Source organism: uncultured Brachyspira sp. (genome assembly GCF_910588665.1).
GTDB lineage: Bacteria > Spirochaetota > Brachyspiria > Brachyspirales > Brachyspiraceae > Brachyspira.
Genome location: NZ_CAJUPR010000012.1, coordinates 15,285 through 34,489 on the forward strand (window position 1 = coordinate 15,285; position 19,205 = coordinate 34,489).

A 19,205-nucleotide genomic window follows, 5' to 3' on the forward strand; every position below is an offset into this window, starting at 1 on the left:
TATATTTTAATTGATATTATTTTTTGTACGATGAGGATTGATCTAATTTCAATAAATGTTCTTTAATATCTCTGTTAGTGGGAGCAAGTTCAAAGGCTTTTGTTAAAAACTCCTTAGCATGCTCCAAATCATTTTTTTTAAGAAAAGCCCATCCTAAAGAATCCAAATAAGCGGGATTATTAGGATCTATTGATAATGCTTTTCTTATTTCCTCTATGCCTTCATCTACATTTGTTTCGGTATCTGCCAATATAAATCCTAAAGAATTTCTGGCATTTGCGCTATTTGGATCAAGATTAACTGCTTTTTTCAGATGATCTATAGCTTTTCTTATATTTCCTTTTTTATAATAAACATATCCCAAAGCCGCATATATTTGAGTATTTTCAACTCCTGAAGATAATGCATCCGTAAGTTCGAATTCCGCTAAATCGTACATTTCCTTTACTGCATAAATATATCCGACTATAATATGAGCCTGCATAAGTCTGAGAGGATTATCAAGTCTTTTCATTATTTTATCAAATACCTGAAGAGTATTATCATAATCCTGAATTTGGGCATATGCTAATGCTAAATGATATCCTGACTCTACATCGTTTTTTTCTGAGAATATTTTTTCTAATGAATCTATTGCTTCTTTATAATTTTCATTCCTAAAGAACTTTATTCCGTCTTCTAATTTACTTCTGCTAGAGCCTATACTCATATATACTCCTGATAATATTTATCCATGTTATGATATTATATTGTATAATGTAAAAATCTCAATATGTTTTATATAAACTTTAATAAAAAATTATGTAAATTATAATTTCATTTCTGATTTTTTATTTTGTATATGATATAAAGATATTGACTTTTTATTTGTTTTTATTTATAATTAATAAATTAAAAATATGGCGGCGTCGCCAAGTGGTAAGGCAGGAGTCTGCAAAACTCTTATCATCGGTTCAAATCCGTTCGCCGCCTCATTTTTCTAATTATGAATGACAGCAGAGTTAAAAGATTATATTTATTCCTACTTTGTTTCCTTATAGGTACCGCAGTAATATTAATTCAGTTGTTTAATTTAACCGTAAAAGATAGAAAATCTATATCTCCATTATCAAGCGGATTAGACAGACCCAGAGGCATTATATATGATTCTAAAATGCGTCCTCTCACTATAAATATACCTGCATATACTATTTATTTGGATACGGAATCGGTTTCTTTAGACGGCAATGATAAAACGGATATTAATGAAGCTTATTCTAAAATATTTAATATTATTGAAATTACAAAAGAAAAATTTTCTCAGTTAATCAGTACTAAAAGAAGAACTATAAAATTGGCGCAGAATATCAGTTTAGATTCCTATAAAAAAATAAAAGAAATAAAAAATAAGTATAATGTTAAAAGTATTTACGGAATAGAAAGTTATAAAAGATTTTATCCTTATGAAGATGTATTTGCCCATGTAATAGGGTATATGAATAGAACAGAAACAGAAGGCTATGCGGGACTTGAAGCTACCTATGAAGCTATGCTTTCCAGTCCTAAAGATATAGTATTAACTTTGGACAGAGATGTTCAGACTATAGTACGTAATGAGGTATTAAAAACGGTTGCAGAAAAATCTCCTCAGTCAGTAACCGTTATAGTGTCTGATGTTAATACGGGAGCTGTAATTGCAAATTATTCATATCCTTCTTTTGACCCTAATAATCCTTTTATTTATGTAAATAATGAAAGAATGGACAGAAGCATAATGAGTACAATATATCCGGGAAGCACAATGAAAATATTTGCAGAACTTGCGGCTATAGAACAGGGTGTGGTTAATAGCGATGAAGTTTTTCACTGCAAAGGTTATTATGATTACAGCAGACAAACAAGAATACATTGCGATTATATTCATGGAGATGTTTTATTTAATGATATATTAAAATACAGCTGCAACTTTGCCGTTGTAACCATAGCTGAAAGGATAGATAAGCAGTTTTTTTATGATTACCTGAAAAGATTCGGATTCGGAGAGGCTACGGGAGTCGGACCTTATAAAAATGAATGGAGCGGCATATATCACCCTTTAAATAAATGGCATAGATTTTCAAAAGGCTATTTAGCTATAGGCTATGATTTAAGCGTAACGCCTATGCAGATAGCAGCTTCTTATCTTCCTCTTCTAAACGGAGGCTGGAAAGTACCTATGCATGTTATTGATTCTTTTTATGACGGAATAGAAAAGATAATCGCAACAAATAATTTGAAAAAAGTAAGAATTATAGATGAGCAGTATTCTCAGATAGCCAGAGTTTTGCTTAGAAAAGGTGTTGAATCAGGCTCCACAGGTCATAGGGCTAATTTGCTTAATATAGATGTTGTGGGTAAAACAGGCACTGCCATAACGGAAGTTTACAGAGATAATGAATCGGATAAGCCAGAAAAATATTATCAATCTATATTTATAGGCGGATTTCCTCTTGAGGATCCTAAAGTATCTATATTGGTTCTTCTTGACGATCCTCAGGGTGCAGGCAACAGAGCGGCTGGAAGAGTATCCGCACCTCTTTTTGCTAAAATTGCAAATCAGATTATACCATATTTGGGATTAATTGACGGAGAGATATATACTATTAACACAAATGACTTTCTGTCTTTAATACCTGTATCCGGCAGTATTACAAATAATATTATGCCTAATTTAACAGGTCTTTCTTTAAGAGATGCTCTGAATAATATATCTTATATTGTGTCTAATAATAATTTAAAAATATCTATACAGGGAGAAGGATATGTGTCCGATTTTTATCCTAAAGAAGGCATTCCTGTAACTAATAATTCTGTAATAAAATTATTATTAAAATCGCCTGTTAGAGAATAAATTTTTATAAATCGGAGTTTATTTATGTTTAATGTTCTTAGTTTCGGAGAACTTTTATATGATGTTTATAATAATGATGCTGTTATCGGAGGTGCTTCTTTTAATTATTCTCTTCAGCTTTCAAGACTCTTAAAAAAAGATGATAAATTAAAATTCATTACGGCATTGGGTAATGATAATTATTCAAAAGATGCTTTGAAGTTTATTAAAAATGAAAATATAGACGGATCTTTAATACAGATATTAAATAATTATGATACGGGAATAGCTTTGGTATTTCTTAATGACAAAAAAGTACCTGATTATATAATACATGAAAATGCCGCTTGGGATAATATTGAATACAGCGATGATATAAATTATGCCTTAGAAGATAATTATGATATGTTCTATTTTAATATATTATCTCAGAGAAATGAAAAATCTTATAATACTTTAAAAACTATATGTAAAAATATAAATGCTGAATATAAAGTATGCGATGTTACTTTTAGAAAGAATTATTATACTAAAGAAAAGATAAAAGAATCTTTTGAGTTTGTTAATATATTAAAAATTAATGATGATGAGCTTTATATTATAAAAGAATTGTTTTATTCTTCTTTAAAAAATGATAATGAATCTTTACTTAAATACATTAATAAAGATTTCGATATTGATTATATATTTATTACACTCGGAGCATTGGGCGCATGCGTATTTTATAATAATGAGTATATATTTAATCCTTCAAATAAAGTTAATGTTGCTGATACTGTAGGAGCTGGGGATTCTTTTTGCGCTGCTTTAAGTTATACCGTATTAAAAGGGCTTGATATTAATAATATATTAAAATTCGCTTCCTGTATTTCTGAGGAGATGGTTCAGTTAAAAGGTGGAACTGCAAAATATGATGTAAATAAAGCAAAGTCTGAGTTTAATTTATGATATTTACTTTCTTCCGGTATAATATTTAAATTTTTCTTTTGTAAGAAATTTAAAAGAAGTAAATGTTCCTGTATATTTTTCATTTGATATTACATTATTTCTAATATCATCATAAAATTTCTGCAGATTATTCTGCATCATAATATCTATATAGCTGGATTTATATTTTGAAATATATTGATGTATCTGCCTGTTTATTAATAAGCTTATAAATTTTTTAGGAGGAGTATTGTAACTGAGAAGAGCATTGTACATTCTTATATTCTGATTTAATGATATTTTTTCTTCCTGACTTTTTGCTTCTTTTTCCTGCTTTTGCAAATCATTTAAAGTATTTTGAATATTATATATATTATTGCTGTATATGTTTTTACCTTCATCGCTGAAAATATAATTTGCATCTATATAAAATATATATTCTTTATTATCAGACGACAGAATTTTATCAAACTTTTCTATTATTCTGAATTTTATATTTAAATTATTCTGCGTGAAACTGTATGGAGCGGCAATTAATAGAAATATTATAATTTTAAAGTAAATTTTCATAAATATTATTTTGGTATAGATGATAATAATCTCATAAAATCTCTGTCATTCGGAAATAATTTTAAAGCCTCTTCAGATATAGTGCCTGCATTATTGTATCTTCTTTGATTATACTCCGTAACAGCATAATTATAGTATGATACCTTAAGATTTCTTTTTAAAACATCTGAATCTTCTCCTATATCTGAAATACCTGTTTTATATATTTCTATTGCATTTGGGAAATCCTTTTTTTTCAGATATGAAGTTCCTATAGTATTATAATAATGCACTCTGTTATTTTTTGTCATGGCATTATTTGAATCAAATATAAAAGCCTCTTCCAATGTATTGTATGCATCTTTGAAATTATTTTTCTTTAAATAATCCAATGCCAGTCTGTTATAGGCATTAACTAAATTATCATTATATATCTTTGTATTCGGAGATAAATAATATGCTTTTTTAGCCATTACCAATTGTTTTTCTAAGTCTTTTTCAATTTTCTTTAATGAAATTGAATTAGGATATAATGTTGCTATCAATGTAAGTATATCAACATTATTTCTGTCTCTGTAATTTCCCTGAGGTACAAATGTAACTATGGTAGAGCTGCCTGTATTTCTTATTTCTTTTTGTCCTGGATTAAATCCTTTAGATATAGTAGTTTCCACATCTATTTCTTTATCTTCCGTATATACCATACAAAATGAATGGCTTGAAGTGAGAACCCCTGTAACATTAAAACCGAAATCTTTATATAACAAAGAGTATAATATACTTGAACTTAAGCAGTTATACTCTCCTTTATATATTAAGTCCTGAAAAAGAGTAGAGGTTTCAAAATATTTTTTTAATATTCCGCTTGAATAAAGCCAATCTAACAATTTTTTTCCGAATTCATAAGGACCTTCCTTAACATACTGCGATAATTCTTTTTCTGCAAGACTCCTTATATCATTTAATTTTTGTCTGTAGAATTTAAACTCTTCCTCATCGGTTATTCCTGATGCAATTATAAATCCGTCATAATGAAGTTCTAAATCATTAGTTTCTCCGTTATCAACTTTAGTAAAAAAATTATATTCTAATTCTGTAAGTTCTCCAGACTCAAATTTTATTTTATCAGACGGTTTTGAATATACTATAGAATATGCGGAGAATATAAAAAATAAGATTATTTTAACATAGCTTTTCATATACCCTCTATATAAATATAATAAATTATTATTCTATTAAATTATCAAGCTCATCTCTGTATTTTGCAGCGTCTTCATATCTTTCTTCTTTTACAGCTTGATCTAATAATTCCTGCAGTTCTTCTTTATTTTTTTTATTGCTTTCAGCTGTATTTACTTTAGTATTATCGGTTGCAATATTATTCATATTTTCAGATTCTCTTTTTAGAAATATATTTTCTCCTTCTTTAATTTCATTTTTATCAAATCTCTGATATGTAAAAGGTATTCCGTCTTTTACTTTTATTAAATTATCATTATCCTCCAGCACAATGCCTGCTTTTTCTATAACATGTTCTTCTATAAAAACGGGTGTTTTTGATTTTAGGGATAATGCTATGGCATCTGACGGTCTTGAATCGATGAATATATTTTTTCCATTATGTTCTATAACTAATTTCGCAAAAAAAGTATCTATATGCACATTATCTATAATTATATTTATAAGTCTTATACTGCAGTTTTGAAATATGCTGCTTACAATATCATGGGTTAGGGGTCTGTCTATTTTGTATCCTATTAAACTGGACATTATGGATTGAGCCTCCAAATATGCTATTGATATAGGCACAACTTTATCTGATTTTTCGGGTTTTAATATAATGACAAAACCTTTATCCGTAATTGCTAAATTAAGTATTTTTGCTTCAACCACTTTAATAAACCTCTTTAAAATATTAGATAAAATATACTTCTTTAAATATAAGTGTAATATATATATATTATTTGTCAAGGTAATTTTTTTAATTATTACATTTATAATATAATCAAAAAATAATATTATTTTACTATTTATATTGAAATATAGTTTATTTATAGTTATAATTAATAAAAATTTTAGAATGACGGTAGCTATGATAAAAAAGATATTATTTATTTTAACTATATTATTTATTTCTGTATTTAATTTATTTGCTCAGACAAATTTAAATCTTCCTCCGTATCCTCCTGATAATCCTGAAATCATACCTATGAGCGAAATTTATGAAGGAATGGATGGTGTCGGCTATACTGTTATACATGGAACAAATGTAGAGCCTTTTAAAGTAAAAGTATTGTCCGTATTAAAAAAAAGATGGAATAACAGCGATGCCATACTTATACAATGCGAGGGACTTAATTTAGAGCATTCGGGCACAGTTGCTGGTATGAGCGGTTCTCCTATATATTTAGACGGTAAATTAGCGGGCGCATTATCTTTTGGCTGGAATTACGGAAAAGATCCTATAGCAGGAGTTACTCCTATAGAAGAGATGCTTAAGCTGTATAATGATACTAATTTGTCAGGCTTTGCTTCAGGTTTTTCAGGCGACAATTCTCTTCAGACTCCTTTGATATTTTCAGGTATTAACAGCAAAGCATTTGATGAATATTCTTCCGAGTTTAAAAAGTACGGATTTTATCCTATGCAGGCGGGAGGTTCTATTTCCGATACAAATCAGGCGGGTAAGTTTTTATTCGGAGATTCTGTCGCCTTAATTATTGCAGACGGAGATGTTTCCATAGCCGGCATAGGTACTGTTTCTCATACCGATGATGAAAAATTTTTGATTTTCGGACATTCTATGTGGTCTAAGGGCAGATTGGTAGCGCCTGTATCAAGAGCTTATATTAATCATATAGTGGCTTCTATAGCTTCATCATTTAAGTTGGGAGCTGCTTATTCCAATTATTTAGGGTATACTATTTATGACGGTACTTTCGGAATATCTGGAGTTTACGGAGAGATCCCTGAAAACACTATGATTCCTGTAAAATTAGATGTTGAGGATCAGACTTTTATCAGCAGAGATTATAATTTCAGGGTATTAAATGATCCTGCGTATTTTTCCGAAATACTTTCTATGGCTATATACAGCGCCGTAAGTTCTTCGGCAGGATTAAATGAAGAGGGCTTATTCAGTATAAGTTATGAAATAGAAACAGACTATTTTGAAGAGCCCTATAAAGTGAGCGATAAAATACTCTCTTATTCTTCTGCCGATGCATTTAAATCCGCTATAGAGCAATTAATATCGCCTGTAAATTTCTTTATATATAATAATTTTAATAGAGTAGGCATTAGATCCGTTAAATTGTCCGTTAAGAGAAATAATCTTGAATATGCATTTTTAAATGATATAACTTTAGTGGAGCCCAGAGCCGTAGCAGGAGAAACTATACATTTGAGAGTAGGGCTTACGCCTTACGGACAAGAAAAGCAGTATGTAGATATACCAGTAAAACTGCCCATAAACTTAAAGACAGATGTTTATACCATTTATGCTGCTAACGAATATATTTATAATTATGCCGAGCAGGTATTTATGCCTAATAAATATGAAATAAGAAGTTTAGATGATGTTATACGGGTTTACGGAAAAAGTTATGATGACAGCTCTCTAAAAGTATGGCTTTATTCATCATCAAGGGGAGTTCAAATAGGCAAGTATTTATACCCGACGCTTCCTCCTTCAAAATACGGTGCTATGGCTAAAAATGACACTTCCGATAAGGCTGCCGTTATTACAGCTATTGACGGAAAATATCAAATGCTAAGTTCTGTGCTTGGATTAATTAAAATTGATATAGTAATTGAAGGCGCTAGAAAATATGAAAACCGTTAGATTTATTTAATGTCTGATTATTGGATTAGAAAAATATATATAAGATATAGAAGGGGATAGAAAATATGAAAATCTTTAGGATTGTATTTGCTTTTCAATTAATATTTATATTAACCTCAGTTAATATTTTTGGGGTTGTTACTAAAACATTATCCAGCAGTAAAAAAGGATTCTATGATAACGGTGTTTATGACGGAATAATGCTTACGGAACAGGGCAGTCTGACTATGGCTCCTGTTATAGAAAAAAACGGCATAATTCCTAGAAAGGATATATGGAAAATATATACCGCCGATGATGATACTATGTTTGCAGCTATAAGCGGAAGCGGCGCCGAGCTTTATAAAAGAAATGCAGACGGAGTTGATTTTATATTGTTTGCATCTGAAACTAATGAAAATGCCTTTACTGCCGTTATCAGCGATAGCAAAGGAGATGTATATGCCGCTGTCGGTCCTTATTCTAAAATAATAAAATATGATAGTCAGGGAAATGAGATTTGGAGAAAGAATCTGAATGATACTTATGTATGGGATATGAAATTTGATAATAAGGGTAATTTATTTGCAGCGGCAGGCGGAGATAATGCAAGAGTATTAAAAATAGAGAATAACGGCGATATTAAAGAAATATTAAAAACAGATGAACAGCATGCTATGTCTCTATTTTATGATAATAAAAAAAATAAGCTTTATGTAGGTACAGCAGGAAGAGGTCTTGTATTGGCTATTGACTTATCTACAAATTTAGAAAATCCTTCTTATAATGTTGTTTATGATACTGCAGAAAATGAAGTTTATGCCATAACTATGGATAATATTGGGAACTTATATTTTGGAACCGCTACAAGACAGGAGGCATATTTGATACTGCCTTCTATAATAGACGGTGATAAAAGAGCAAATGAAAGCGATAATGTATTTAGAAATTCCTTATATAAAGCAGATGCCAACGGAACTGTAAGAAGATTATTTTTATTGAATCAATTATTAGTTTTAGCTTTAAGCAGCGATAAAAATAATAATATATATTTTGTGACGGGAGATACTGCCGATATTTATAAAATAAACGGAAACGACGGAATTTTATCCTATATAGGAGGATTGGAAAATAAAATACTTTCTACTTTTACTGCTGCTGAAAACGGACTCTATTTTGCAGTATCAAAGACGGGTGAAATATATAAAATAAATCATAATTATCCTAATAAAGGAAGTTATACAAGCGATACATTAGATTTAAAGCTTCTAAGCAGATTAGGAAGCCTGAATAGTATGGCAACTATTCCTGATGGATCTGACATATATATAGAGGTTAGAACGGGAAATTCTGCAAGAGTTGATAATAGCTGGAGTGCATTTACTGCTGCCGATGCTGACGGAAAATTTAATGTTCCTGACGGCAGATTTATGCAATTTAAAGTTACAATGGAAACTGCAGATAAAGAAGTTACACCCGTATTAAATTCATTAAATTTTACTTATGTTGAAAATAATTTGGAGCCTGAGATTTTAGATGGAGGGCTTACCACCAGCTACATTCAAAAAAATTCATCTTCTGAAACGGTAAAAAGCCCTCAGCTGGAAGAAAATGAGGCTATGATATATTGGAAAGGCTCCGATCCTAATGGAGATAAGCTTGTATATGATTTGGAATACAGATTAAAAGGCGAGAAAAATTATAGAAAATTAGCTAATAATCTGACAACATCTTATTTTAAATTTTATTCCTATCTGCTTCCTTCGGGAATTTATGATTTCAGGATAACGGCAAGCGATAAGCATGATAATCCCATAGGTCAGATAAAAACAAAATCTTTAGAAATATTTAATATTAAATATGACAATGATCCTCCTGAAATTTTTGACTTTAATGTTTCTGTAAGCGGAGCTGATAAAAAAATTACATTCAGAGTGGAAGATAAATTATCTTTTATTAAAACTGTCAGATATTCTACTATAGCGGGAGAATGGAATTATATAGTTCCAGACAACGGCTTATTGGCTTCTATTAGTGAAACATTTACTATTAATATAGATGATACGGATATAGGTTCCATTACCATTGAAGTAACAGATACTGATGGAAACATTAAATATTATTCTTTTTTGATATAATATTTTAGTAAATAAAATTTATGAAAAAGTTATCTGTATTTATTTTTATTATACTATTGATATTGTCTTGTAGAAAAACTGTTATTTCAGATAAAATAAAATCAATGCTGATAAAAGAAATATCGGAAGACAGAACATTAAATCCTATGTACAGAGAGTTCAGAGCGGTTTGGTTTTCTACTGTTAATAATATTGATTGGCCTATTGAGGGTAAAAGCGAGGAAGAACAAAAAAGGCTTGCAGTTAAGCATTTGGATACAATTTATAATAATAATTTTAATGCGGTATTTGTACAGGTGAAGCCCGATGCGGGGGTAATATTTCCTTCAAAAATAAATCCAGTTACCAGATATTTTTTCGGAAAAGATGCTGCAAGTGAAAGAGACGATTATCCTTTTGAAACTGATATGCTGAAATTTATTATAGATGAAGCGCATAACAGAAATTTAGAAGTTCATGCATGGTTTAATCCTTATAGAATAGCGGCGTCTTATGATATAAATAAAAGATATGATGAACAGTTTTCAAAAAAAAATTTTATTCATGTTTATGTATCTAATGGTTTAAATCCAGTTCATTGGTATGATGATAAGCTTTATTTGGATCCAGGTGAGCCTATAAGCTCGGAATATGTAATTGAATCTATTATTGAAGCTGTTGAAAATTATGATATAGACGGTGTTCATTTTGATGATTATTTTTATCAGAATATGATTGACGATAAAACATACATATATTGGCCTGATAAAATCAGTTCTTCAAAATATGCCTCAAATCAGGGATATGATGCAGAAAATACTAATTATGATAATTACGGTGTTAATGGTCTTTATGCTTGGAGAAGAAATAATATTAATACTCTTGTAAGCTCTATATATAAAGAAATAAAATTGAGGAAGCCTTATGTTAAATGGACTGTTTCTCCCGCAGGAGTTTGGAGAAATAAAGAGAAGCTTTCTGATTATAACGGATATAAATACGGAAGCGACACTCGGTCTTATAATCCGAATTTTGATGCATTGCATGCTGATGTTCTTTTGTGGATGCTTAATGGGGAAAAAACTATAACATTGAGTTCTGCTACAGAAAAAGACGGTATTAATAAAATGTATGTTGATGCTTTAATACCTCAAATATATTGGACTGATAGGCATGAAACGGCTCCTTTTGACATAATAGCAGATTGGTGGATTAAAGAGGCTGAAAAATCTTCAAATGGAAAATTAGCAGATTTGTATATAGGTCATCCGCTTTATAAAATGGGAAGGAATACAAATATTGAGCCATGGCAGGATATTGATTTGATGTCAAAACAGGTTGATTATATCAGAAATAAAGGCAGAGGATATATAAAAGGCTCAGTATTTTTTACTCTCAGAAACATGTATAAAAAAGATATTTTTACTCATGGGTATGGTTATAAGGCTTTAAATTATTTAAAAGAAAATAATTATCCATTCAAAGCTATAGTGCCTGCTATGAATACTATAAAAGACTTAAATAATATTCCACTATGTTTGACTAATGCATATATAAAAAACAAATTTGACTCTATAGATATAACTTTCACCGATCCTAATGAATATAATACTGATAAATATAATTGCGCAAGGGAAGGAGTATCTGTATATTATGCGCTTTATAGAAAAAATATTGATGAAAATTATATAATATTGATAGATAAAATTAGAAGAACGAATTTTAATGCCTATTCTAAAGTTATTTATAATGATAAAACAGCAAATCCGAAAAATAATTATATATATTATATTACCGCTTTGGACAGACTTCATAATGAAAGCGAAGCTGTAATTATTACTAATAATAAGCATATTTAATTAATGCTTTACAATTTTTTATAAAAATGTTTTAATTATGTTAAAAATATTAATTTATCGGAAATATTATTATGGGTAAAACTTCATTAAAAGATATAATAAAAGTAAGCAGGGAATTGCAATCTGAATGCAGTAAAAGTACAGAAGAATTAGATTTTCATAAAGAATTAGAAATATCATCAGACAGCAGAGATAATTTTGATTTAGATAAATTATTTTTAGCATTAAAGGGAGATAAGTTTGACGGAAATAAATTCGCATTGGAAGCCTATAATAAAGGATGCAGATATTTTATATTAAGCGATAACAGTATAAATATTCCAAGCGACGCCATTGTTTTTTATGCCGATGATACAGTTCTTTTTTTTATAAAACTTGCAAGAGAGTATAGAAAAAGATTTAGCACGGCGGTAATATCAATAACTGGAAGCTGCGGAAAAACAACCGTTAAAGAATTAATCTATCTTTTTTTATCTGAAAAATATAAAGTGCTTAAAACTGAAGGTAACTTTAATAATGAAATAGGAGTTCCCAAAACTATATTTAATTTAGATGGCAGCTATGAAATAGCAATTATTGAAGCAGGAATGAATCATCAAAATGAATTATTAAGAATATCTGAAGCTCTGGAATCAGACACTGTTATAATTAATAATGTGGAGCCTGTACATATTGCTAATTTGGGTTCTATAGAGAATATAGCTTATGCAAAGTCTGAGATTTTTAACCATGCTAAAGAAAATGCAATCGCCGTAATAAATAAAAATACTAACTGCGTTAATATATTAAAAAAAGAAGCTGAAAGAAATAATATAAAAAATATAATAGAGGCTGATGTAAAAGAAATAATAAAGAAAGATGATAATAGATTTGAATACAGAGGAATAATTTTCAGGCATAATTTAATCGGAGATTTTAATATTCATAATATATTATCGGCTTTGAAAACTGCAGAACTTTATAATATTGATTTAGAAAAATGCACCGATATTTTAAGAAATTATAAATCTCAGAAAAATAGAATGCAGATAATTAATATAAAAGGCTCTAATATAATAAATGACTGCTATAATTCAAATCCTGCAGCATTAAAAAATATGCTTAAATTTTTATCTCAAAGAAGAGAATCAAAAAAAATTGCAGTAATAGGAGATATGCTTGAAACTGAAACTGAAGAATCATCTTATCATAAATATATAGGAGATTTTATCAATAATTTAAAAAATATTAATACTGTTATAGCAGTTGGGAAGCATTCAAAGTATATTTATAATACTGTTAATTGTGAGAAATATTATTTTGAAGATGCTGAAAGTTCCATAGAAAAAGTACATGAATTTTTAAAAGATGATACTGCAATGCTGATAAAGGCTTCATTAGGTATGTATTTTTCTGTAATAATAGATTCTCTGAATTATGATAGAAAAGTCAGTACAGATGAATAATATAATTCAAAATAATTCTATAACAGCTTATATATATTAAATGATAAAAACTTAAGCAGTTTTTCATATCAATTAAAACAATATTGGAATATAGATGTAAATATACTATCTTATAAAAATAAAAATAAATTTGATGCTCATGGCATTTATTTTTAATATGAATTTGCCCCTTTCAATGTTCCTTATAATGAAGCTGAAATATTAATAAATTATAATGATATTGATAATGAAACAAAAGAAAAAATATTAAATCATAAGTCATTTTTATCAATTAAGGCTTAATCTTTTGATAGGTGTCTTAAAGATATTGCTTTAACTTTCAGCAAGGTTTGTTATTCTATAATAAGGCAAAACAGCATATCAGCAGTTCTGATAGGGGATATTAATTTACTTATTTCAGGCAGCAGATACTTATTTGAGATGAATGAATATATTAAAAATAATAAATATTTTCCTGTTTATTTATTAGAGCAGATGTTTTTTCTGATAATAACGGAAATCATGCCTATACTGAGGGACTTAGAAATTTTGCTAAATATGAGATTATGGCTTATAAAACTGTAAGAGAAGCCGGCAGCATAATAAATATATTAATAATATTATCAGAAGCATTATAGAAAATAATTTAAATCTTGAAGACGGAAACATTATGCATACTGATGATAATTATATAGGAATGTTTAAATTTTTTGACAATAAATTTATAACGCTTGAAAAAAATTAAGCGGGTAATTTTTTAATAAAAAATAGTATTTTATACAAGTTCTTTTATAACTATATTCTTTTATTGTCAATTAAGCCCATTAAATCTCTTACTTCATATAATGTTTTTTCAGCTGTTTCAGAGGCATTTTTTGCTCCCTCTTTAAGCACATCATAAACATAATCCTTGTCTTTGGAATATTTAATAATATTTTCTCTTACAGGTGCTAATTCATTATTAATATTTTCGGCAAGCATTTTTTTGCATTGTACGCAGCCTATGGAAGCATTTTTACATCCTTCATAAATTTCTTTTTGTTCATCTTCATCTGAAAAAATTTTATGATAGCTGTAGACATTGCATATATTAGGATTTCCGAAATCGGTTTTAAGTTTTCTATTGGTATCTGTCATAGCTTTCTGCATTATTAATTTCTCGGTTTCTTTTGCAGTTAAAGATAATGCTATATGATTATTTAAAGATTTGCTCATTTTATTTTTACCATCTAACCCCAATATTCTTAAAACCCTGCCATGATAAGTATTCGGCTCTTTAAAATATTCTCCGTATCTGTTATTAAATTTTCTCACTATCATTCTGGTAAGCTCTACATGCTGCTGCTGATCTTCTCCTACAGGCACAATATCGGGGTGATAAAGCAGAATATCGGCAGCCATTAATGAGGGATAGGTTAGAAGAGCTGCATTGATATTTTCGGCATTCTTTTTTGATTTATCCTTATACTGCGTCATTCTTTCAAGTTCTGCTACAGGTATAATAGAGTTAAATATCCAAGCTAATTCGGTATGTGCTTTAATATCTGATTGCACAAATATTGAGCATTTTTCAGGATCAAGCCCTGAAGCTAAATATTCAACAGCCGCATCCATAATTTTTTTCTTCATTTGGGAAGCATCATATTCTATAGTAATAGCATGATAATCAACTATGCAAAAAAATCCGTAGTATTCATCAAGTATATTAACCCAATTTTTTAAAGCTCCTAAATAATTACCGATATGAAGCGAGCCTGTTGGCTGTATTCCGCTTAGCATAATTTTTTTTGACATATCATAACTCCGTTTTATATTTTATTGTACTTTTATATTTACTGTTAAAAAACCTTCGGCATTGGTTTTTAAATCTTCTGCATTTATATAAATAAGCTTCTTATCATCGGTTTCTATCAATAATTTTTTATTAATCGGATTCAAATCTTTGATTATCGAATGTGTTCCGTTAAATATTAATTTAGTTCCTATTTTAGGCAGATCTTTTTTTAAATAACAATAAGCCTTATATTCATGAGCTAAGCAGCACATAAGCCTTCCGCATTGCCCCGATATTTTCATTGTATTTAAAAGCATTCCCTGTTCCTTTGCCATTTTTATAGTTATTGTTTCAAATTTTCCTTTTATAACCTTACAGCATAATTCTCTTCCGCATATTCCGCATCCTCCTATTGATCTGGCTTCATCTCTTACGCCTATCTGCCTTAGTTCTATTCTGGTTTTAAAATGCGCCGCTAAATCTTTAACCAATTCTCTGAAATCTATTCTCTCCTCAGCTATAAATTCAAATAAAAGCTTTGCTCTGTCTAAAAAATAATAAGAACTTATTAGTTTTAAATCCAGATTATGATTATTAACTTTTTCTCTGCATATCTTAAAGGCTTCGGCGGCATCTTCTTCATTTAATTTATGCTGCTCTATATCTTTTTCATCAGCTATTCTTAAAATATTGAATATCTTATTTTTATTATTTTTAGTTTTTATACTATTATTTTCTTCTTTGGCGGCAATATCTTTTAATTCTTCCGATATATCATTTTCTGAAAAACTTTCATTATATTCAAACAATGATTCATAATCATTATCATCCGTATTTTCTTCTTTTTTTAATGAATCTATATCTATATCCTCAAAGTTTAATACCTGACCTATTTCTATGCCCTCATCTGTTTCTATCACACATGCATCTTTTATTTTTATATTTCCTATATGCAGATGCTCAAATTTTCCTATATTGGAGCCTCTAAACTTTATATGAGCTATATTTTTTATCATCATACTCTCCGTTATATTATTATAAAATTTAAAGTTACTTTATTTTATTTTTAAGTTGATATAATTGCAAGTATTATTTTATAATAATAGCGAAAAAAATATATATTATTAAAATATAAAAAATATTGATAAATATTTTATATAGTATATGATATATTTTATTGGCGTATAGTAGCAGATTATGAAATTTTTTTTAATATTATTGTTATTTTCTATGATTTCTTGCATAACTGCGCCTGAAATTTATTTAAAAACAGATAATGCTTTATATTGGAAAGAACTTATAAAAAATAAAGCGTCATCGGATATTTATCAGAATATATACAGATTTGATAAAAAAGGTAACATGAATTTAACTATATACGGATATAAGGATAAAATTAAATATACATTATTCTTGATGAAGCAGAATAATCAGGCATTCTATTATAAAAAATATACTTTAAAAAATTATATTATAGAAAGCCTGCCTTCATTAGATTTATATAAAGATGTTTTAGAAAAAAGTCATTATGACATATTTTATATAGATTATTTTTTTTCAAAGAAAATTCCTGATAAAAGTATTTATCTGCCTATAGGATTTATGGTAAATGAGGATATATTATATATAGCAAAAATATATGATTCTGATTATGAAGACAGATTAAATCATTGGCTTAGAAAAAATGGTTACGGATATTCATACGGCAATGAATGGATACCTGCAGTGAATGTGGATTGGTCTTCCTATCCAGTACCGACAGAGCATGAAATAGATTGGAATAGATTGGAACTTATAGGAAAACTATTTTAATTAATGTTTTAAATGTTTTATATTTAGTGTATTATAGTTATAATATGCTATTAATTATTTTAAATTATAGTTATTTTTATTTATTTCTTTAATATTTATAATAATTTATAATTATATCTAATGAATAATATATTTATTAATGTCTGCTTCAATTTAATAGTTTAAAACAATTATATATTAATTGAAAGGCTTATGTATACGGTAATCAGCTGCTTATAAATATTAATGTAAAGGAATAATTTTATGGAAAATAATTATAATAGTTTAAATATAATCAAAAAAAAGAAAATAGGGGAGCTTTATTCTGCAATATCTCATAGCATAGGAGCTTTGCTAGGTATCGCAGGGCTGGTTCTAATGTTAATAAAATCCAATGCAAATGCCTTACCTATAATCATTTATGGTATTGGAATAATATTCTTATATACATTTAGTTCTTTGTATCATTTCTTTCCTAACGGAAAAATAAAGCAGTTATTTAGAAAATTTGATCATATAGGAATATATTTATTTATAGCCGCAACTTATACGCCAATATGCATTTTTTCGCTTCCTAAAAATATAGGTTTATTGATTCTATTAGTTATATGGTCATGCGCTTTCATAGGCATATTGTCAAACACCGTTATAAAATATAAAAATTTTGCTTTGAGAGTTATTTTATATATATTAATGGGCTGGATAATAATATTTGCTTTTAAGCCTCTTATAAATAGATTTGATATTTCAAATTTAAATTGGCTTATATACGGCGGAATATTTTATACAATAGGAGCTTTTTTATATGCTATGGGCAAGAAATTCAATGATAAAAGCAGGCAGTTTACCCATGATGTGTTTCATATATTTGTACTGGCGGGATCCTTTGCTCATTATTGGTTTTTATATAGTTATGTTATATAGTTTATTATAACTATATTTTTTATATAATAAAATTCTTTACATTTTCTGTTTTATCTGTATTATATATTAACTTTATAATAACGGAGCATAAATGTTTAATCGTATTGATATAGATAAGTTTTTTTATTTGCATAAAGAAGAATATATTCCCATAATAGATGTACGCTCTCCAATAGAATATAATCATGCCCATATTCCAAATGCGCATAATGTTTATTTATTCAGCGATGAAGAGAGAAAGAATGTAGGCACTATTTATAAGCAGATAGGCTCAAAAGAAGCTTTTATAAAAGGTTTGGAATATGCCTGTGAAAAAATGACTGATATGTTAAAAAGCATTGATAATATAGCAAGGAATTATAACAATACAAATAAAATACTTATGCATTGTTTCAGAGGAGGTATGCGAAGCGAATCAGTTGCTTGGCTTTGTTCAAATTACGGTTATGATGTTTATGTGCTGGACGGCGGATATAAGAGATATAGAAATTATGTTTTAAATTCATTTGAAAAAAAATATAGAATTTATTTACTCACTGGAAAAACTGGAAGCGGAAAAACGCTTATATTGAAAAAATTAAAAAATAAAGGATATAATATAATAGATTTAGAACAAATAGCTAAGCATAAGGGATCCGCTTTCGGCTGGATAGGAGAAGAGGAACAGCCAAGTCAGGAGCAGTTTGAAAATATTTTATCATTTGAGCTTTTAAAATATGATTCAGATTCTATATTATGGTTTGAAGATGAAAGTCTGCTTATAGGCAGGAGAGCTATACCAAAACCGCTTTTTAATTGCATGAGAGATGCTGAAAAAATAATATATTTAGATATACCTCAGGAATGCAGAGCCGAATATATAGTTAATACTTACGGAAATTATAATATTGATGATTTGAGGGAATCAATGTATAGAATAAAAAAGCGTTTAGGCGGTGAAAGATTAAAAGATTCTATCCAATTGCTTGACAGCGGAAAAATTTATGAATGCGTTCTTAATATGCTTTATTATTATGATAGGGCGTATAAACTCAGCATAAATGAAAACAGACTTATACATATAAAATGCAGTCATCAGAATTTTGATAATATAGTCGAATTAATTGTAAATAGTGTGATTGTATAATAAGCATAAAAAAAGCTTTAAGAATAATCTTAAAGCTTTTTTA

15 protein-coding genes and 1 tRNA gene are annotated in these 19,205 nt (G+C 28.5%); 10 read left to right on the forward strand and 6 right to left on the reverse strand.

Annotated elements, in window-relative coordinates:
* Window positions 1-16: 16 nt before the first annotated feature.
* The gene (locus QZ306_RS08940) at window positions 17-709 is read right to left on the reverse strand and encodes a tetratricopeptide repeat protein (protein WP_295163240.1); all 693 of its coding nucleotides are present in this window, start codon (window positions 707-709) and stop codon (window positions 17-19) included.
* A gap of 192 nt (window positions 710-901) precedes the next feature.
* On the opposite strand from QZ306_RS08940, the gene QZ306_RS08945 reads away from it, so the two are divergent.
* From QZ306_RS08945 to QZ306_RS08955, 3 genes are all read left to right on the forward strand, one after another.
* Window positions 902-972: transfer RNA gene (locus tag QZ306_RS08945), tRNA-Cys, on the forward strand.
* A 13-nt stretch (window positions 973-985) separates the two neighbouring features.
* Entirely contained in the window at window positions 986-2,869 is a 1,884-nt protein-coding gene (locus QZ306_RS08950; protein ID WP_295163242.1) for a penicillin-binding protein, read from the forward strand.
* 24 nt (window positions 2,870-2,893) lie between these two features.
* Window positions 2,894-3,796 carry a PfkB family carbohydrate kinase gene (locus tag QZ306_RS08955; protein ID WP_295163245.1) on the forward strand — a complete coding sequence of 301 codons (903 nt, stop codon included), beginning with the start codon at window positions 2,894-2,896 and terminating at the stop codon, window positions 3,794-3,796.
* A 3-nt stretch (window positions 3,797-3,799) separates the two neighbouring features.
* Here the strand turns inward: QZ306_RS08955 and QZ306_RS08960 are convergent, their stop codons facing one another.
* The 3 genes from QZ306_RS08960 to QZ306_RS08970 are packed head-to-tail and all read right to left on the reverse strand — an operon-like array spanning window position 3,800 to window position 6,217.
* Window positions 3,800-4,345, reverse strand: coding sequence for a hypothetical protein (locus QZ306_RS08960; RefSeq protein ID WP_295163247.1), 546 nt, complete (start codon window positions 4,343-4,345; stop codon window positions 3,800-3,802).
* Between the two features lie 5 nt (window positions 4,346-4,350).
* Window positions 4,351-5,523 carry a lipopolysaccharide assembly protein LapB gene (locus QZ306_RS08965; RefSeq protein WP_295163249.1) on the reverse strand — a complete coding sequence of 391 codons (1,173 nt, stop codon included), beginning with the start codon at window positions 5,521-5,523 and terminating at the stop codon, window positions 4,351-4,353.
* A 28-nt stretch (window positions 5,524-5,551) separates the two neighbouring features.
* Window positions 5,552-6,217, reverse strand: coding sequence for a bifunctional nuclease family protein (locus tag QZ306_RS08970; RefSeq protein ID WP_295163251.1), 666 nt, complete (start codon window positions 6,215-6,217; stop codon window positions 5,552-5,554).
* 199 nt (window positions 6,218-6,416) lie between these two features.
* Between QZ306_RS08970 and QZ306_RS08975 the strand changes: the two genes are divergently transcribed.
* The 4 genes from QZ306_RS08975 (at window position 6,417) to murF (ending at window position 13,568) form a co-directional block, all read left to right on the forward strand.
* Window positions 6,417-8,168 (forward strand): SpoIVB peptidase S55 domain-containing protein, encoded by a 1,752-nt coding sequence (locus tag QZ306_RS08975; RefSeq protein WP_295163253.1) that lies wholly within the window; start codon window positions 6,417-6,419, stop codon window positions 8,166-8,168.
* Between the two features lie 65 nt (window positions 8,169-8,233).
* Complete coding sequence (locus QZ306_RS08980; RefSeq protein ID WP_295163255.1) at window positions 8,234-10,285, forward strand: sugar-binding protein; 2,052 nt, start codon at window positions 8,234-8,236, stop codon at window positions 10,283-10,285.
* A 20-nt stretch (window positions 10,286-10,305) separates the two neighbouring features.
* A complete protein-coding gene (locus QZ306_RS08985; RefSeq protein ID WP_295163257.1) occupies window positions 10,306-12,123 on the forward strand; it encodes a family 10 glycosylhydrolase in 1,818 nt (605 codons plus the stop codon).
* Between the two features lie 71 nt (window positions 12,124-12,194).
* Complete coding sequence (gene murF, locus QZ306_RS08990; RefSeq protein WP_295163259.1) at window positions 12,195-13,568, forward strand: UDP-N-acetylmuramoyl-tripeptide--D-alanyl-D-alanine ligase; 1,374 nt, start codon at window positions 12,195-12,197, stop codon at window positions 13,566-13,568.
* Between the two features lie 774 nt (window positions 13,569-14,342).
* Here murF and trpS read toward each other — a convergent pair.
* Window positions 14,343-15,341: a tryptophan--tRNA ligase gene (gene trpS / locus QZ306_RS08995; protein ID WP_295163261.1), complete on the reverse strand. Its 999-nt coding sequence runs from the start codon at window positions 15,339-15,341 to the stop codon at window positions 14,343-14,345.
* Between the two features lie 21 nt (window positions 15,342-15,362).
* On the reverse strand, window positions 15,363-16,337 hold the full coding sequence (gene ricT, locus QZ306_RS09000; RefSeq protein ID WP_295163264.1) for a regulatory iron-sulfur-containing complex subunit RicT: 975 nt from the start codon (window positions 16,335-16,337) through the stop codon (window positions 15,363-15,365).
* A gap of 181 nt (window positions 16,338-16,518) precedes the next feature.
* On the opposite strand from ricT, the gene QZ306_RS09005 reads away from it, so the two are divergent.
* From QZ306_RS09005 to mnmH, 3 genes are all read left to right on the forward strand, one after another.
* On the forward strand, window positions 16,519-17,133 hold the full coding sequence (locus tag QZ306_RS09005) for a hypothetical protein (protein ID WP_295163266.1): 615 nt from the start codon (window positions 16,519-16,521) through the stop codon (window positions 17,131-17,133).
* A gap of 243 nt (window positions 17,134-17,376) precedes the next feature.
* Window positions 17,377-18,036, forward strand: coding sequence for a hemolysin III family protein (locus tag QZ306_RS09010; RefSeq protein ID WP_295163269.1), 660 nt, complete (start codon window positions 17,377-17,379; stop codon window positions 18,034-18,036).
* Window positions 18,037-18,127: 91 nt separating this feature from the next.
* Complete coding sequence (gene mnmH / locus QZ306_RS09015; protein WP_295163271.1) at window positions 18,128-19,162, forward strand: tRNA 2-selenouridine(34) synthase MnmH; 1,035 nt, start codon at window positions 18,128-18,130, stop codon at window positions 19,160-19,162.
* Window positions 19,163-19,205: the final 43 nt, after the last annotated feature.

Excerpts from the sequence above, each read along its gene's own strand:
- QZ306_RS08940 (WP_295163240.1), bottom strand. The coding sequence starts at position 709 with ATGAGTATAGGCTCTAGCAGAAGTAAATTAGAAGACGGAATAAAGTTC.
- QZ306_RS08950 (WP_295163242.1), top strand. The coding sequence starts at position 986 with ATGAATGACAGCAGAGTTAAAAGATTATATTTATTCCTACTTTGTTTC.
- QZ306_RS08955 (WP_295163245.1), top strand. The coding sequence starts at position 2,894 with ATGTTTAATGTTCTTAGTTTCGGAGAACTTTTATATGATGTTTATAAT.
- QZ306_RS08960 (WP_295163247.1), bottom strand. The coding sequence starts at position 4,345 with ATGAAAATTTACTTTAAAATTATAATATTTCTATTAATTGCCGCTCCA.
- QZ306_RS08965 (WP_295163249.1), bottom strand. The coding sequence starts at position 5,523 with ATGAAAAGCTATGTTAAAATAATCTTATTTTTTATATTCTCCGCATAT.
- QZ306_RS08975 (WP_295163253.1), top strand. The coding sequence starts at position 6,417 with ATGATAAAAAAGATATTATTTATTTTAACTATATTATTTATTTCTGTA.
- QZ306_RS08980 (WP_295163255.1), top strand. The coding sequence starts at position 8,234 with ATGAAAATCTTTAGGATTGTATTTGCTTTTCAATTAATATTTATATTA.
- QZ306_RS08985 (WP_295163257.1), top strand. The coding sequence starts at position 10,306 with ATGAAAAAGTTATCTGTATTTATTTTTATTATACTATTGATATTGTCT.
- murF (WP_295163259.1), top strand. The coding sequence starts at position 12,195 with ATGGGTAAAACTTCATTAAAAGATATAATAAAAGTAAGCAGGGAATTG.
- trpS (WP_295163261.1), bottom strand. The coding sequence starts at position 15,341 with ATGTCAAAAAAAATTATGCTAAGCGGAATACAGCCAACAGGCTCGCTT.
- ricT (WP_295163264.1), bottom strand. The coding sequence starts at position 16,337 with ATGATAAAAAATATAGCTCATATAAAGTTTAGAGGCTCCAATATAGGA.
- QZ306_RS09005 (WP_295163266.1), top strand. The coding sequence starts at position 16,519 with ATGAAATTTTTTTTAATATTATTGTTATTTTCTATGATTTCTTGCATA.
- QZ306_RS09010 (WP_295163269.1), top strand. The coding sequence starts at position 17,377 with ATGGAAAATAATTATAATAGTTTAAATATAATCAAAAAAAAGAAAATA.
- mnmH (WP_295163271.1), top strand. The coding sequence starts at position 18,128 with ATGTTTAATCGTATTGATATAGATAAGTTTTTTTATTTGCATAAAGAA.